The organism is Mixta sp. BE291, from assembly GCF_031457955.1.
Classification (GTDB): Bacteria; Pseudomonadota; Gammaproteobacteria; order Enterobacterales; family Enterobacteriaceae; genus Mixta.
In genome coordinates this window covers 1,049,337-1,063,613 of record NZ_JAVDXN010000001.1, presented here as the reverse complement: position 1 = coordinate 1,063,613, position 14,277 = coordinate 1,049,337, and the positions used below count along the sequence as shown (strand labels likewise).

The window sequence follows — 14,277 nt, the reverse complement described above, 5'->3', positions numbered from 1 at the left end:
AATACGTGCTGGAAGCCGTTGAGCCGACGCAGGGTAATGACGTTTATGACGAAGAAAATCATAAGGTTAAAAGGATTGTATGGACGTGGTGTGACTTCAGTGTAAACCGCGCTGAAGGCTTGCATTACTCCTGAGTCAGCATTCAACACCGGGAGAGTAAGTGTTTGTTTTATAAGAAAAGGTATTTTAAATGTTCGTAGCAAATACAACAAGCGGTAATATTATAGCGACGCGATACGCTCAACTGAACAGAGACGATTCAGGAACAGGTGACAGTAAAATCGCACATGAGCTAAAGAATGTAAAAAATGATAATGAAGCTGTTTTAAAAAAACATAATTTTCTTGATAAGGTAAAAACTTTTCCGAAACGAATTTTTAATTATATAAAAAAAGTTATTTGTTTGGGGCGTTATGATAGCAAAGATTTAGAGTTCAGCACCACGGCCACTAAAAATCTTAAAGCCCAGACGCTGGAAAAGCAGCAAGAAAAAGGAATTAGCGATAACCAGATAGCGCTGAAGATATTAGTTGATCAGTTGCGCAAAAACAAACCGGCACTTAAAACCATAGGGCTATTTAGAAAGGCTGCTAATACTAACAAGCTGGATAAACTCATGAAAGACATGAACAAGCCGGGCCAGCCGTGGATAGTTTCCCCGAAAACCGATATCCTGGTTATTTGTGATGCCATTAAGCGAGTAATGGAAAAGTCTATCACGAAAGAAGAGCAGGGCAGATTTTCAGGTTTTAAACAGGTATTTCTTGAAAAGGGAACATTGCCGCCTTTAAAGGATCTTCCTGAAGCTTATAGAATAATACAGCCATTGATGGAAGATATGCTGGCAGTCGCAGAAGAAAATAAAATGAATGCGCATAATTTAGCCATTGTTATTGCCCCAAGGTTTTTTACTGACACGACAGGGCAATTGGCTGAAATAACAGATAAACCCATGACTGATGAAGAGCGAAAGAATGAAATTGACGCGCAAATGGCTAAATCAAATGAAAAAAATAAATTTTTTGAGGCCTTGCTCGTGGAATATTGCCAGAATAAAAAAGAAAACGTAAGTCATGAATCTGCCGCTTAGTGACGCTAAATATGCAGCAATTTTAGCGTGATAAGCTTCAGATTTACCGCTCTGGTAGAAGAAGCGAGATCAAGGGAGCCTTGCCCGTGGCAAGGCTCCCTTACTTTAGCGCGTGGCCGCTTTCAGCCCACTGACAAAACGCGTCAGCTCGGCCAGCATGACTTGCGGCTCGGCATGATGTTTTTCAATGATTTTGACAATCGCAGAGCCGGAGATCGCACCATCGGCACCGGCCGCGATCGCTTCTTTTACCTGTGAAGGTTCCGAAATGCCGAAGCCCTGCAGCGTAGGCGCGGCGTGATATTCGCGCAGCTTATCGATCAAATGTTTTAACGGCAGGCTGGCGCGATTTTCCGCGCCGGTAACGCCAGCCCGCGACAACAGATAAATATAACCCCGCCCGTAAGAGGCAACCGCGCGCAGCAGATCGTCATCGGCATTCGGCGGACAGATAAATATCGGCGCAATGTTGTGGCGCATCGCCGCCTGACGGAAGGGGCCAGACTCTTCAACCGGCACGTCGGCAACCAGCACCGAATCAACGCCAGCCTGCTCGCAGCGAGCATAAAACGCATCGACGCCATTGGTAAACACCAGGTTGGCGTACATCAGCAGTCCGATCGGTAAATCGGGATATTTCTGGCGGATGGTGGTCAGCATCTCAAAGCATTGTGCCGGTGTGGTTCCGGCAGCAAAGGCGCGCAGCGTGGCGTTTTGAATGGTGGGGCCATCCGCCAGCGGATCGGAAAAAGGGATCCCTAACTCAAGGGCGTCGGCACCGGCGGCAACCAGCGTATCGATAATTTGCAAAGAGAGTTCCGGCGTAGGATCGCCCAGCGTGACGAAAGGAACAAAAGCGCCTTCTTTGCTGGCCTGCAGACGTTTAAACAGCTTTTCGTAACGTTCCATTAGATCTCTCCCTGCGCTTTCAAAATATCGTGAACGGTAAAAATATCTTTGTCGCCGCGTCCTGAAAGGTTAACCACCAGCAGCTGCTCTTTCTCAGGTTCTTGCTGAATCATCTTCAGCGCGTGCGCCAGCGCATGCGCCGACTCCAGCGCCGGAATAATACCTTCCGCCCGACAAAGCTGTTTAAACGCCGCCAGCGCTTCGTTATCGGTAACGGAAACATACTCAGCGCGGCCAATGCTGTTCAGGTGCGCATGCTGCGGCCCCACCGACGGGAAATCGAGCCCGGCGGAAATGGAATAGGACTCTTCAATCTGGCCATCTTCGGTCTGCATCATCGGCGCTTTCATGCCGAAATAGATGCCAACTCGTCCATGCTTCAGCGGCGCGCCATGCTCGCCGGTTTCAATACCGTGTCCCGCAGGCTCCACGCCAATCAGCCCAACATCTTTCTCATCAATAAAGTCGGCAAACATACCGATAGCGTTGGAGCCGCCGCCCACGCAGGCGATCACCGCATCCGGCAGACGCCCTTCGGCCTGCAGGATCTGCGCTTTGGTCTCTTCGCCGATCATGCGCTGAAATTCACGCACAATGGTGGGATAGGGATGCGGGCCTGCGGCGGTGCCAAGCATATAGTGCGCGGTCTCATAGCTGCCGGACCAGTCGCGCAGCGCCTCATTACAGGCATCCTTCAGCGTCGCGGAGCCGCTGTGTACCGGGATCACCTCTGCGCCCATCAAACGCATGCGGAACACGTTAGGCGACTGACGCTCGACATCTTTGGCGCCCATATAGATCCGGCATTTCAGGCCAAGCAGCGCGCTGGCGAGCGCCGAGGCGACGCCGTGCTGACCGGCGCCGGTTTCGGCGATGATTTCCGTTTTGCCCATGCGTTTCGCCAGCAGCGCCTGACCCAACACCTGATTGGTTTTATGCGCGCCGCCGTGCAGCAGATCTTCGCGCTTCAGGTAGAGACGGGTTTTGCTGCCTTTGGTCAGATTCTGACAAAGCGTTAACGCGGTAGGACGTCCGGCGTAATTTTTTAGCAGGTCGTTAAACTGTGCCTGAAAGTCCGCATCGCGCTGAGCGCTAACAAAGGCTTCTTCCAGCTGACGCAGCGCGGGCATCAGAATTTGGGGAACATACATGCCGCCAAATTCGCCGAAGTAGGGGTTCAGTAATGTCATGTGCGTTATTCTCCTTATTGGCGCCCGCAGTGCGGACGTTTGCTGTCAGTAGGCGCGCAGCGTTTGAAACACGGCGGCGATCTTGTCGGCATCCTTGATGCCCGGCGCGCTTTCGACGCCGGAGTTAAAATCGAGCCCGGCACAGCCCAGCTGCGCGGCCAAGACGCAGTTATCTGCGCTCAGGCCGCCCGCCAGCAGCACATTATCCAGCGGTTGCCCGGCGAGCAGCGACCAGTCGAACCGCTGACCGCTGCCGCCAGCGCCGTTATCCAGCACGTAGCGATCAACCTGCCGCAGATCGCGCGCCGGAAGCTCGTCGCTGACGCTGAGCGCTTTCCAGATAGCGGTCTCAGGCGGCAGTTCAGCGCGTAGCGCATCAATATAGGTCTGGTCCTCGCTGCCGTGCAGCTGAACGGCGCTTAGCGCTAACGTCTGGCTGGTGGTGACAACGTCACTAATTGCTGCATTGCGGAACACGCCAACATAGCGTAACGCGGCCGCGGCGATAATGTTTTGCGCCTGCGCGATATCGATATGACGCGGCGATCCTTGCGCGAAGATGAGTCCGCCATACACCGCGCCTGCCTGGTAAGCCGCCCGGGCATCTTCCGGTCGGGTCAGGCCGCACACTTTGTTATCACCAAGCAGCACGCGCCGTACCGCCTGATGCAAATCTGCTTCACTCATCAAGGCGGAGCCGATTAAAAAACCATTGGCAAAGCGGCTTAGCTCACGCACTTGCGCATAGCTGCCAATGCCGGATTCGCTGATTACCGTCACGCCATGACCGAGACGCGGCGCCAGCTGGCGAGTACGATCCAGGTCCACAGAGAGATCGCGCAGGTCACGGTTATTAATGCCTACGACTTTAGCGCCCAGTGCCAGCGCGCGCTCCAGCTCCGCTTCGTTACTGACTTCGGTCAGAATACCCATTTGCAGGCTATGCGCGACCGCCGCCAGCTGGCGATATTGCTCATCATCCAGCACGGAAAGCATCAACAATACCGCGTCGGCCTGATAAAAGCGCGCCAGATAAATCTGCCAGGGGTCGATAATAAAATCTTTGCACAGCACCGGCTGGGTAACCGACGCGCTGACCAGCGGCAGGTAATCGAAGCTGCCCTGAAAATAGCGCTCATCGGTGAGTACCGAAACCGCCGAGGCGTAATCTTTATACACTTCGGCAATCGCCACCGGATCGAAATCGGCGCGGATCACGCCTTTGGATGGCGACGCTTTTTTGCACTCCAGAATAAAGGCGGTGCGGGCACCCTGCAGCGCATGGTAAAAACTGCGCGTTGCGGGCACCAGCTGCTGCTGAAAAGAAGCCAGCGGCTGCGTTTTTTTGCGGTTTTCTATCCACAGCGCTTTATCGCGAACGATCTCATTCAATACGGTTTGCATCTCTAGCCTCTTGCTGCCAGCGCGACTACGCGCTCATATGCCTGACCGCTCGCTATCGCTTGCAGCGCCCGCTGGGCATTGTCGCGTAAATCTTCATTGCCGAAAATTTTCAATAACATAGCCACATTTACCGCCACCGCATGCTGGTGTGCCAGCTCGCCTTTACCCTGGAGCAATTGCGTCAGAATGTCACGGTTTTCTTCCGGCGTGCCGCCCGCCAGCGACGCTTTCGTATGGTAAGGCAGACCGAAATCGTCTGGCGTCAGCTGATAGCTGGTAATGTCGCCGTCGCGCAGCTCCGCTACCTGGGTGGCGCTGTGAATCGCCACTTCGTCCATGCCGCCGCCATGAACCACGGCGGCACGCTGATAACCCAGTACCCGTAACGTTTCCGCAATCGGCAACACCAGTTCCGGACTGTAAACGCCAATCACCGCCAGCGGCGGGCGCGCCGGATTAATCAGCGGCCCCAGCACATTAAACAGCGTGCGGCTTTTCAGCTGCTGACGTACCGGCATCGCATGGCGAAAGCCGGTGTGATACTGCGGCGCAAACAGAAAGCAGACGTTAAGATCGTCCAGCGCCTGACGCGCCTGTTCAGCCGGTAAATCAAGGCTGATGCCAAACGCGGCCAGCAGATCGGACGAGCCGGACTTGCTGGAAACGCTGCGGTTACCATGTTTCGCCACCTTCAGGCCGCAGGTCGCGGCGACAAAAGCGCTGGCGGTAGAGATATTAATGCTGTTGCTGCCGTCGCCGCCGGTGCCGACAATATCGGCAAAGGCGTAGTCAGGACGCGGGAACGGGCGCGCATCTGCCAGCAGGGCCGATGCGGCTCCGGCGATCTCCTCCGGGCGTTCGCCGCGGACTTTCATCGCAATCAGCGCCGCCGCCAGCTGCGTTGGCTCCAGCTGACCGGTAATGATGGCGCTGAACAGCTGATGGCTTTCGCTGCGCGTCAGGGTCTGCGCCTGATAAAGCTTCTCCAGAATATGTTGCATCCTTTTCTCCTTTGCTTATGCCAGCGCCCAGGCCAGAGTTTGTTCCAGCAGGCGCGCGCCCTGCGTGGTCAGAATGGATTCCGGGTGAAACTGAAAACCGCATACCCGGTCGCCATCGTGACGCACCGCCATCACCATGTCGTTGAAAGTGGCGTTGATCGCCAGCTCGTCAGGCGTATTGCTGCCCACCAGCGAGTGATAGCGCGCCACCGGCAGCGGATTACTCAGTCCGGCAAACATCGCCTGATTATCGTGGGTCACTGCGGAGGCTTTGCCATGCAGAATTTCGCCCGCCTGGCCTACGTGACCGCCATAAGCTTCGATAATCGCCTGATGCCCAAGGCAAATACCGATAATCGGCAGATGGCCGCGCAGACGCGCCAGTAGCGCTGGCATACAGCCCGCGTCGGCTGGCGCACCGGGGCCGGGCGACAGCATCAGCACCGGGTTTTCCATCTGTTGCAGACGCTCAATTAAGGTGTCGGCCGGAACGGTATTACGATAAATCACCACGCGATGACCAAAGGTGCGCAGCTGATCGACCAGGTTGTAGGTAAAGGAGTCGATATTATCGAGCAGCAAAATATCAGCCATTAGAATGTCTCCTGGCAATGATGGGCGGTGGCGATGGCGCGCAGCACGGCGCGCGCTTTATTGCGGCTCTCATCCGCTTCGGCCTGCGGCTGGGAATCCAGCACCACGCCTGCGCCCGCCTGAACGGTGGCGATGCCATCTTCAACGTAGGCTGAGCGGATAACAATGCAGGTATCGAGATCGCCGCTGGCGGTGAAATAGCCGACCGCACCGCCATAAACGCCACGCCGCGTGCCTTCCGCGCCGGCAATCAGCTGCATGGCGCGTACTTTCGGCGCGCCGCTAAGGGTGCCCATATTCATACAGGCGCGATACGCGTGCAGCACATCCAGGTCCTGACGCAGTGTGCCCACCACGCGGGAGACCAAATGCATAATAAAGGTATAGCGATCGACCTTGGTCAGGTCGGCGACGTAACGGCTGCCCGGTTCGCAGATGCGCGCCAGATCGTTGCGGGCCAAATCAACCAGCATCAGATGCTCTGCCAGCTCTTTATGATCGGTACGCATCTCCAGCTCAATACGGCTGTCTAAATCGCGATCCAGCGAACCATCGGCATGGCGACCACGCGGACGCGAACCGGCAATCGGGTAGATCTCAATCTGGCGCGAGGCGGCGTCATATTTCAGCGAGCTTTCCGGCGAGGCGCCGAATAGCGTAAAATCGCGGTCCTGCATAAAAAACATGTAGGGGCTGGGGTTGTTGTTTTTCAGCGTTTCATAAGCTGCCAGCGGCGACGGGCAGGGCAGCGAGAAACGACGCGACGGCACCACCTGGAAAATTTCGCCGATACGAATCGCCTGCTGCATGTTGCTCACCACATCGCAATATTCTTCATCGCTCTGGCTACAGCTCAGGGTCATCTGTTCTACACGCTGTACCGGCAGCGGCTGGGCAGGCTGCAACATCTGCTCATGCAGCTGATGAATGCGGCGCTGTAAGCGTTGGAACTCATCGGTCGAAGGCGCAAACAGACTGGCCTGTAGCCGCGCACGCTGATGTTGATGATCGAGTACCAGCAGCGTCTCGGCCAGATAGAAGCAGAAATCAGGGCAGCGCTGCTCGTTGCGTAACTCAGGTAGCGGCTCAAAACCCGCCACTAAATCGTAGGCGAACAGGCCGCCCAGCAGCATCGACTCACGTTCATCCTGCGGCGCATCAACCAGCTGCACAATCAGACGCAGCGCATCAAACACGGAAAGGGATTTCAGTCGCGAATCTTCATCCTGATTGGCGCCAGGCTGCGGAAACAGCAGTTCACGGCCATCGGGGCGGTGCTGGTTGCTGACCTCGGCAGGCAGCGCACCATCCAGCAGCGGCAGCAGCTGACGGCCATTTTCCGAAAGCGCCTGCACGGTTACGCTGTTGCCCAGGGCGGTGATGCGCAGCGCGCTGTCAACAATCAGCAGGCTTTTTAAATTACGTTTGCTGTCAATATCCGCCGATTCCAGCAGCAGCGTAGCCGGGCGTGCGCCGCACAGCTGATGAAAAACCGCAGCGGGATCTTCACGATAGGGGGCCGAGCCGGTAATCACTTTCAATCCAGGTTTCGCATTCAACATAATCGGTTCTCTAAAAATCGCTCAAAAAAAAGCCCGCATCGGCGGGCTCAGGTATCAGCATGTGATTCATCCAGATGCGTGACATCATCGCCCTTCAGCAGAAGCGCGCCACCATCCTGTTGTCAATTTATGCTTAAACATCATCATGGATACCCCCGTGTGAACTTGTGTACTAGTTAACTAGTTCGGTGGTGGGTTGTCAATACTTTTTTATATCACGCTTAATCCGTTATGATGCAGCGTCGTTTTATGTTTTTCAGGAGTTATTTTGACCGCAACCACGCCGATAAGCGCCTTTCCCATTTACGATCTTCACAGCCACACCCGCGCGTCGGATGGTTTGTTATCCCCGCAGGAACTGGTGCTGCGCGCCGTTGAGATGCGCGTTGGCGTACTGGCGATTACCGATCACGATAGCGTGGCTGGCCTGGCCGCCGCCCGCGAAGCGATTAGCCAGCACGCGCTGCCGCTGCATCTGATCGATGGCGTTGAAGCCTCCACGCTCTGGGAAAATCATGAAATTCACATTGTCGGACTGGGTATCGATCCCGCTCATCCGTTGATGGTGGAATTTCTCGCCGGACAGAGCGCGTGCCGCCTGGCGCGCGCCAGGTTAATGGCTGAACGGCTGGAAAAGGCGCAGCTCCCTGGCGCGCTGGAAGGGGCGCTGGCATTAGCCGATGGCGGAGCGATTACGCGCGGTCATTTCGCCCGCTGGCTGATCGCCCAGGGAAAAGCCAGCAATATGGCCCAGGTTTTCAAACATTATCTGGCGCGCGGCAAAACCGGCTACGTACCGCCACAATGGTGTACAATTAAACAAGCCGTTGATGCTATTCATCATTCCGGCGGTTATGCGGTATTGGCGCACCCGGGACGTTACGGTTTATCGGCCAAATGGCTGAAACGCCTGATTGCCCATTTCGCCGAGATCGGCGGCGACGCCATGGAAGTGGCGCAGTGCCAACAACCGCCAAACGAACGCAGCCAACTGGGACACTACGCACAGGAATATCAACTGGCGGCGTCGCAGGGCTCCGATTTTCATCAACCCTGTCCGTGGATTGAGCTGGGTAAAAAGCTGTGGCTGCCGGGCGGCGTAGAAGCCGTGTGGACCCGCTTTCCCGCGTTAATGCCCGCTGCGGAGAGGTGATAAGAGGTTAGCTATGAGTCAGATGTTTCATATTCATCCCGACAATCCCCAACCGCGCCTGATTAGCCAGGCGGTTGATGCGCTGAACAAAGGCGGCGTGATTGTCTATCCCACCGATTCGGGCTATGCGCTGGGCTGTCGGCTGGAAGATAAAAACGCCATGGAGCGTATCTGCCGTATTCGTCAGCTGGACGGCAACCATAATTTTACGCTGGTGTGCCGCGATCTCTCTGAGCTGTCGACCTACGCCCATGTGGATAACAGCGCGTTTCGGTTGATTAAAAATAATACGCCGGGCAACTACACCTTTATTCTGAAAGGAACCAAAGAGGTGCCGCGTCGTTTAATGAACGACAAGCGTAAAACCATTGGTTTGCGCGTGCCCTCGAATCCGGTAGCGCTGGCGCTGCTGGAAACATTAAACGAGCCGATGATGTCGACCTCATTAATGCTGCCGGGCAATGATTTTACCGAGTCGGACCCGGAAGAGATTTCCGATCGTATCGGCAAGCTGGTGGATCTGATTATTGATGGCGGCACGCTGGGACAGCAGCCGACCACGGTGGTTGATTTAACCAGCGATACGCCGGAAGTGATTCGTGAAGGCGTTGGCGATACCCGGCCTTTTCGCTGAAACCTGACCGGCGCTGGACGCCGGTCAATCCATCAGGAAGCGATTGCGGCATCCAGCCAGGCTTTAAAATCGGCGTAGGGCAGGTAAAGGGAAACATCCTTCAGAATCACCTTGTTGCTACGCCGGTTTTTGATCGCTTTGCTGTAGCCAATAATCACCCCGCCAATGGTATCATCCGCATTGTATACCGCGCCGCCGGACATGCCTTGCACCACGCCTGCGTTAGAGGCCATCGCCATACAGGGCGCTTTATTCCAGCTGTTGCGGATCGCCGTACGCGCCAGATTCACGCCGCTGGAGGCGACCGGCATAGCGGAGATAAAGCTGTAGCCGTACATTTTTACGCTATCGCCTACGCGGCTGGGGCGAAACACCGGCAGCGTTTTCATCTCGTTTTTATGATACACCACCGCCAGATCGCAATAAGGATGCCAGGCCTTAACCCGCTGCACGGAATATTTAGCCACGTGCGCGGCGGTTAAACTGTATTCAGGCGTCAGGGGGATACTGGTGCCCAGCGTACCCAATCCTAAAACGGTCGGAATGCCGGTGAAATTCATATCAACACGTTTCATCGCCTCGCGGCTGTATTCATATTTACCCACGGAGCAGCCTGACAGCAACAGCATCGCCGTGGCTGCCAATAAAGCGTTCATTTTCATTGTCGTTAAAACCATTTGAGTATGCCTTTAAATCCCTGGTGAAGATTTTGCGGCATACAAGTTAATCGCCAGTTATCGGCGGTTAATACCGGCGGTTAGCCGGCTCGTTTATTGTTTAAAGCAAAATATTTTTAAATAAACAGCAAACTGTTTACGGCAAGACGGTTTACTGACGAAACCGTTCATTACGTTGTTATCAGCGGCGCTGATTTTACCGCAGCGTTAAGCAGGGTAAAGTTCAGCAAGTAAAGTCCGCTTTGCGCCTGTGACATCGCCGCGGGCAGAAAGCGTAACGGGCGGTGAAAAAAACATCAGGATCGCACTTAACCTTATCGGCAGCGCCACGGAAAACTCCAGTGCAGGAAACTCAGGCAAGTCAGTAAACTTCATGTATACTATGCGGCCACATTGCACCGGGCCGCCGTAAAAAAGGCGTATTCAGGGCAAACCCCCTTTTCAGGTCATGGCTCGCCACGCCGTGACAGAAGCAATAAACGACGCCTGTGAAGGCGACAGTGAGGCAGCTCAATGAGCGAAAAGTTACAAAAAGTATTGGCGCGGGCCGGGCATGGTTCGCGTCGTGAAATAGAAGCAATGATTTCTGCCGGTCGCATCAGCGTGGACGGCAAACTGGCGACGTTAGGCGATCGCATCGAACCCAACGCCACGGTAAAAATCCGTATCGATGGGCATGTCGTTTCTGTCAGTGAATCCAATCAGCAGGTTTGTCGCGTGCTGGCTTACTATAAGCCGGAAGGTGAACTCTGCACCCGCAACGATCCGGAAGGGCGTCCGACGGTGTTTGATCGTCTGCCGCGTCTGCGCGGCGCGCGCTGGATTGCCGTTGGGCGTCTGGATGTAAATACCTGCGGCCTGATGCTGTTTACCACCGATGGTGAACTGGCTAACCGTTTAATGCATCCCAGCCGTGAAGTCGAGCGTGAATATGCCGTGCGCGTATTTGGCCAGGTTGATGATGCGAAAATTCGCCAGCTAAGCCTCGGCGTACAGCTGGAAGATGGCCCGGCCTCGTTCCGTACTCTGAAGTTCACCGGCGGCGAAGGCATCAACCAGTGGTATAACGTTACCCTGACCGAAGGGCGTAACCGTGAAGTGCGTCGTCTGTGGGAAGCGGTTGGCGTTCAGGTGAGTCGCCTGATTCGCGTACGCTACGGCGATATTAATTTACCGAAGGGGCTGCCGCGTGGCGGCTGGACCGAGCTGGATTTGCAGCCGGTTAACTATCTGCGTGAGCTGGTAGAGCTGCCGCCGGAAACCATTAGCAAAGTGCCGGTAGAAAAAGATCGCCGTCGCACCAAAGCGAACCAGATCCGTCGCGCGGTGAAGCGTCATACGCAGGTGAGCGGCAATCGCCGTCCGGCCAAGCGCGGCGAAAGCCCTAAACGCGGTTAATCGCCACGTTGATGGATAAAAAGGCATCCCTGGGGATGCCTTTTTTATTGCTACCAGTCAATGCCCTGTTGCGCCTGAATACCTGCATCAAACGCGTGCTTAACCGGCCGCATTTCGCTGACCGTGTCCGCCAGTTCCAGAATATCGCGATGACAGCCGCGTCCGGTAATAATCACGCTTTGGTGGGCGGGGCGCTGCTGTAGCGCCGCGATAACCTCTGCCAGCGGTAGATAATCAAAGCTGAGCATGTAGGTGATTTCATCCAGAATCACCAAATCGAGCGTTGGGTCCTGCAGCATACGCAGCCCATGCTGCCAGACGGCAAGGCAGGCGGCGGTATCGGCGGCGCGATCCTGCGTTTCCCAGGTGAAGCCGGTGGCCATCACCTGAAATTCCACGCCGTGTGCTTCCAGCAGGTTACGCTCACCGTTCGGCCACTCGCCTTTAATAAACTGGATCACCCCGACCTTTTTTTGATGGCCTACCGCGCGCGTCGCGGTGCCAAAGGCGGCGGTGGTTTTCCCTTTGCCGTTGCCGGTAAACACCATCAAAATGCCGCGGGTTTCGTTGGCGGCTTTGATGCGCGCATCTACCTGTTCTTTCAGGCGCTGCTGCCGCTGCTGGTGACGATCGTCCGCGGCCATTATTCTGCTGGCCCTGGTTTACGACCCGGCTGCGCATCAAAGCTGATGCCGGTTTTGCGGCGACTGTCATCGCCCATCAGGTAAAGATAAATCGGCATAATTTCCGCTGGCGTTTTCAGCCTGCCCGCATCCTCTTCCGGGAAAGCGCTGGCGCGCATTTTGGTGCGTGTTCCGCCAGGATTGATGCAGTTCACCCGCAAGTTACGGTTTTTATACTCCTCGGCCAGCACTTGCATCATGCCTTCGGTGGCAAACTTTGAAACAGCGTAAGCGCCCCAGCCGGAACGGCCTACGCGGCCTACGCTGGAGCTGGTAAACACCAGCGAGCCCGCCTCTGCTTGCAGCAGCAGCGGCAACAGCGCCTGGGTCAGAAAAAAGGTGGCATCGACATTAACGCGCATCACCTGCTGCCAGATGTCAGGCGCGAGATCGGCAAGCGGCACGATTTCGCCCAGCAGCCCGGCGTTGTGCAGCACGCCATCCAGACGCGGCACCTGCTGCGCCAGTTCGCTGGCGAACTGTTGGCAGCTTTCCGGCGTCACCGATTCCAGATCGAGAACATGCATTAGCGGCGCCGCTTTGCCCAGCGCGCTGATTTCATCGCAGACGCGCTGTAGCTTTTCTGCATTGCGGCCCAGCAAAATAACCTGCGCGCCGTAGCGTGTATAGGTGAGCGCAGCTTCACGGCCAATTCCGTCGCTGGCCCCGGTGATAAGGATAATTCGATGATCAAGCAGATCGCTTTTCGGTTGATAATGCAAAACGTCTTCCTCGGCGAGTAATGGTTCAGCGCGGGGCTGAGAAGATCTTAGGGGGAGTTATGCCTGAAAAATATTTTCAATTCAACGTCGCAGCGCCCATTTCCCGGCGGCGGGCCGCTTTACAGGCGACGAGCCAGGCCGACTCGGCTACACTACCAGGTTTCAGAAAGGACCTTAACAAAGGCGGATAGAATGGATTTACTGTTTTTCTATGCACTGTTTTTAGCGAAAGTGGTTACGGTGGTGGTGGCTGTTGCGGCGATTGCCCTGATTTTGGTTAACATTACGCAACGCAAGCGCGGACAAAGCGGGCAGCTGCAGGTGACGCAGCTTAACGAGCGCTATCGGGAAATGAAGCAGGCGATGCTGCTGGCACTGTTGCCGTCACATGAGCAAAAGCTGCGTCATAAAGCGGAAAAAAAGCAGCAGAAACAGGAAGCGAAGAGTGCTAAACAGCGCGCGAAGCAGGGCCTGCCGTCTGCTGAAAAGAAACCGGTGCTGTACGTGCTGGACTTTAAGGGCAGCATGGATGCCGGTGAAGTCATCTCGCTGCGGGAAGAGGTTTCCGCCGTGCTGGCGGTAGCGCGTGAGCAGGACGAAGTGCTGCTGCGGCTGGAAAGCCCAGGCGGCGTGGTGCATGGCTACGGGCTGGCGGCTTCGCAGTTGCAACGTCTGCGTGAAAAAAATATCCGTTTAACGGTTGCGGTGGATAAAGTCGCCGCCAGCGGCGGTTATATGATGGCCTGTGTGGCTGATCATATTATCGCCGCGCCTTTCGCTATTATTGGATCGATTGGCGTGGTCGCGCAGGTGCCTAATTTCAATCGTCTGCTGAAGCGCAACAATATTGATGTGGAGCTGCATACCGCGGGTGAATATAAGCGCACGCTGACGCTGTTTGGCGAAAATACCGAGCAGGGCCGCAATAAATTCCGCGAAGATCTGAATGAAACGCATTTGCTGTTTAAACAGTTTGTGCAGCAAATGCGCCCGGTATTAGATATCGATCGGGTTGCGACCGGTGAGCACTGGTACGGCAGCCAGGCGCTGGAGAAACAGCTGATTGATGGCATCGGCACCAGCGACGATATTATCATCGATCGCATGGCACAGTTTAACGTGGTCAGCGTGCGTTACACGCGCCGCAAAAAACTGATGGATCGCTTTACGCAAAGCGCCGCTGATAGCGCGGCGCGTCAGCTGCTGAAGCTGTGGCAGCGTGGCGATAAGCCGCTGCTGTAAACCATTAGCGCCCGGTCA

The 14,277-nt window shown here is 55.5% G+C and carries 14 protein-coding genes and 1 other annotated feature; of the genes, 5 read left to right on the top strand and 9 right to left on the bottom strand.

Annotation, left to right across the window (positions count from 1 at the left end):
* Positions 1 to 190 precede the first annotated feature (190 nt).
* The gene (locus J2X14_RS04970; RefSeq protein ID WP_352410072.1) at positions 191 to 1,090 is read left to right on the top strand and encodes a Rho GTPase-activating protein; all 900 of its coding nucleotides are present in this window, start codon (positions 191 to 193) and stop codon (positions 1,088 to 1,090) included.
* 105 nt (positions 1,091 to 1,195) lie between these two features.
* On the opposite strand, the gene trpA is transcribed toward J2X14_RS04970, so the two are convergent.
* The 6 genes from trpA to J2X14_RS04940 are packed head-to-tail and all read right to left on the bottom strand — an operon-like array spanning position 1,196 to position 7,750.
* The gene (gene trpA, locus J2X14_RS04965; protein ID WP_352410071.1) at positions 1,196 to 1,999 is read right to left on the bottom strand and encodes a tryptophan synthase subunit alpha; all 804 of its coding nucleotides are present in this window, start codon (positions 1,997 to 1,999) and stop codon (positions 1,196 to 1,198) included.
* Entirely contained in the window at positions 1,999 to 3,189 is a 1,191-nt protein-coding gene (gene trpB, locus J2X14_RS04960; protein WP_352410070.1) for a tryptophan synthase subunit beta, read from the bottom strand. Before trpB ends, trpA begins: the two co-directional genes overlap by 1 nt.
* 45 nt (positions 3,190 to 3,234) lie before the next feature.
* Complete coding sequence (gene trpCF, locus J2X14_RS04955) at positions 3,235 to 4,593, bottom strand: bifunctional indole-3-glycerol-phosphate synthase TrpC/phosphoribosylanthranilate isomerase TrpF (RefSeq protein WP_352410069.1); 1,359 nt, start codon at positions 4,591 to 4,593, stop codon at positions 3,235 to 3,237.
* A gap of 2 nt (positions 4,594 to 4,595) precedes the next feature.
* Positions 4,596 to 5,594, bottom strand: a complete 999-nt coding sequence (gene trpD / locus J2X14_RS04950; protein ID WP_352410068.1) for an anthranilate phosphoribosyltransferase — start codon at positions 5,592 to 5,594, stop codon at positions 4,596 to 4,598.
* Positions 5,595 to 5,609: 15 nt separating this feature from the next.
* Positions 5,610 to 6,188: a glutamine amidotransferase-related protein gene (locus tag J2X14_RS04945; RefSeq protein WP_352410067.1), complete on the bottom strand. Its 579-nt coding sequence runs from the start codon at positions 6,186 to 6,188 to the stop codon at positions 5,610 to 5,612.
* Positions 6,188 to 7,750, bottom strand: coding sequence for an anthranilate synthase component 1 (locus J2X14_RS04940; RefSeq protein WP_352410066.1), 1,563 nt, complete (start codon positions 7,748 to 7,750; stop codon positions 6,188 to 6,190). Before J2X14_RS04940 ends, J2X14_RS04945 begins: the two co-directional genes overlap by 1 nt.
* Positions 7,751 to 7,773: 23 nt before the next feature.
* Positions 7,774 to 7,870, bottom strand: a sequence feature (Trp leader region).
* A 148-nt stretch (positions 7,871 to 8,018) separates the two neighbouring features.
* On the opposite strand from J2X14_RS04940, the gene rnm reads away from it, so the two are divergent.
* Together rnm and J2X14_RS04930 are read left to right on the top strand one after the other, a co-directional pair.
* Entirely contained in the window at positions 8,019 to 8,903 is an 885-nt protein-coding gene (rnm, locus tag J2X14_RS04935) for an RNase RNM (RefSeq protein ID WP_352410065.1), read from the top strand.
* A 13-nt stretch (positions 8,904 to 8,916) separates the two neighbouring features.
* Entirely contained in the window at positions 8,917 to 9,537 is a 621-nt protein-coding gene (locus J2X14_RS04930; RefSeq protein WP_352410064.1) for an L-threonylcarbamoyladenylate synthase, read from the top strand.
* Between the two features lie 32 nt (positions 9,538 to 9,569).
* Here the strand turns inward: J2X14_RS04930 and J2X14_RS04925 are convergent, their stop codons facing one another.
* The gene (locus tag J2X14_RS04925) at positions 9,570 to 10,199 is read right to left on the bottom strand and encodes a S1 family serine peptidase (protein WP_502889968.1); all 630 of its coding nucleotides are present in this window, start codon (positions 10,197 to 10,199) and stop codon (positions 9,570 to 9,572) included.
* Between the two features lie 528 nt (positions 10,200 to 10,727).
* Between J2X14_RS04925 and rluB the strand changes: the two genes are divergently transcribed.
* On the top strand, positions 10,728 to 11,612 hold the full coding sequence (gene rluB / locus J2X14_RS04920; RefSeq protein ID WP_352410062.1) for a 23S rRNA pseudouridine(2605) synthase RluB: 885 nt from the start codon (positions 10,728 to 10,730) through the stop codon (positions 11,610 to 11,612).
* Between the two features lie 50 nt (positions 11,613 to 11,662).
* On the opposite strand, the gene cobO is transcribed toward rluB, so the two are convergent.
* Together cobO and J2X14_RS04910 are read right to left on the bottom strand one after the other, a co-directional pair.
* The gene (gene cobO, locus J2X14_RS04915; protein ID WP_352410061.1) at positions 11,663 to 12,256 is read right to left on the bottom strand and encodes a cob(I)yrinic acid a,c-diamide adenosyltransferase; all 594 of its coding nucleotides are present in this window, start codon (positions 12,254 to 12,256) and stop codon (positions 11,663 to 11,665) included.
* Positions 12,256 to 13,017, bottom strand: coding sequence for a YciK family oxidoreductase (locus J2X14_RS04910; RefSeq protein ID WP_352410060.1), 762 nt, complete (start codon positions 13,015 to 13,017; stop codon positions 12,256 to 12,258). Before J2X14_RS04910 ends, cobO begins: the two co-directional genes overlap by 1 nt.
* 192 nt (positions 13,018 to 13,209) lie before the next feature.
* Between J2X14_RS04910 and sohB the strand changes: the two genes are divergently transcribed.
* The gene (gene sohB, locus J2X14_RS04905) at positions 13,210 to 14,259 is read left to right on the top strand and encodes a protease SohB (protein ID WP_352410059.1); all 1,050 of its coding nucleotides are present in this window, start codon (positions 13,210 to 13,212) and stop codon (positions 14,257 to 14,259) included.
* Positions 14,260 to 14,277: the final 18 nt, after the last annotated feature.

Excerpts from the sequence above, each read along its gene's own strand:
- J2X14_RS04970 (WP_352410072.1), top strand. The coding sequence starts at position 191 with ATGTTCGTAGCAAATACAACAAGCGGTAATATTATAGCGACGCGATAC.
- J2X14_RS04945 (WP_352410067.1), bottom strand. The coding sequence starts at position 6,188 with ATGGCTGATATTTTGCTGCTCGATAATATCGACTCCTTTACCTACAAC.
- trpCF (WP_352410069.1), bottom strand. The coding sequence starts at position 4,593 with ATGCAAACCGTATTGAATGAGATCGTTCGCGATAAAGCGCTGTGGATA.
- trpD (WP_352410068.1), bottom strand. The coding sequence starts at position 5,594 with ATGCAACATATTCTGGAGAAGCTTTATCAGGCGCAGACCCTGACGCGC.
- J2X14_RS04940 (WP_352410066.1), bottom strand. The coding sequence starts at position 7,750 with ATGTTGAATGCGAAACCTGGATTGAAAGTGATTACCGGCTCGGCCCCC.
- sohB (WP_352410059.1), top strand. The coding sequence starts at position 13,210 with ATGGATTTACTGTTTTTCTATGCACTGTTTTTAGCGAAAGTGGTTACG.
- J2X14_RS04930 (WP_352410064.1), top strand. The coding sequence starts at position 8,917 with ATGAGTCAGATGTTTCATATTCATCCCGACAATCCCCAACCGCGCCTG.
- rluB (WP_352410062.1), top strand. The coding sequence starts at position 10,728 with ATGAGCGAAAAGTTACAAAAAGTATTGGCGCGGGCCGGGCATGGTTCG.
- trpB (WP_352410070.1), bottom strand. The coding sequence starts at position 3,189 with ATGACATTACTGAACCCCTACTTCGGCGAATTTGGCGGCATGTATGTT.
- J2X14_RS04925 (WP_502889968.1), bottom strand. The coding sequence starts at position 10,199 with ATGAAAATGAACGCTTTATTGGCAGCCACGGCGATGCTGTTGCTGTCA.
- trpA (WP_352410071.1), bottom strand. The coding sequence starts at position 1,999 with ATGGAACGTTACGAAAAGCTGTTTAAACGTCTGCAGGCCAGCAAAGAA.
- cobO (WP_352410061.1), bottom strand. The coding sequence starts at position 12,256 with ATGGCCGCGGACGATCGTCACCAGCAGCGGCAGCAGCGCCTGAAAGAA.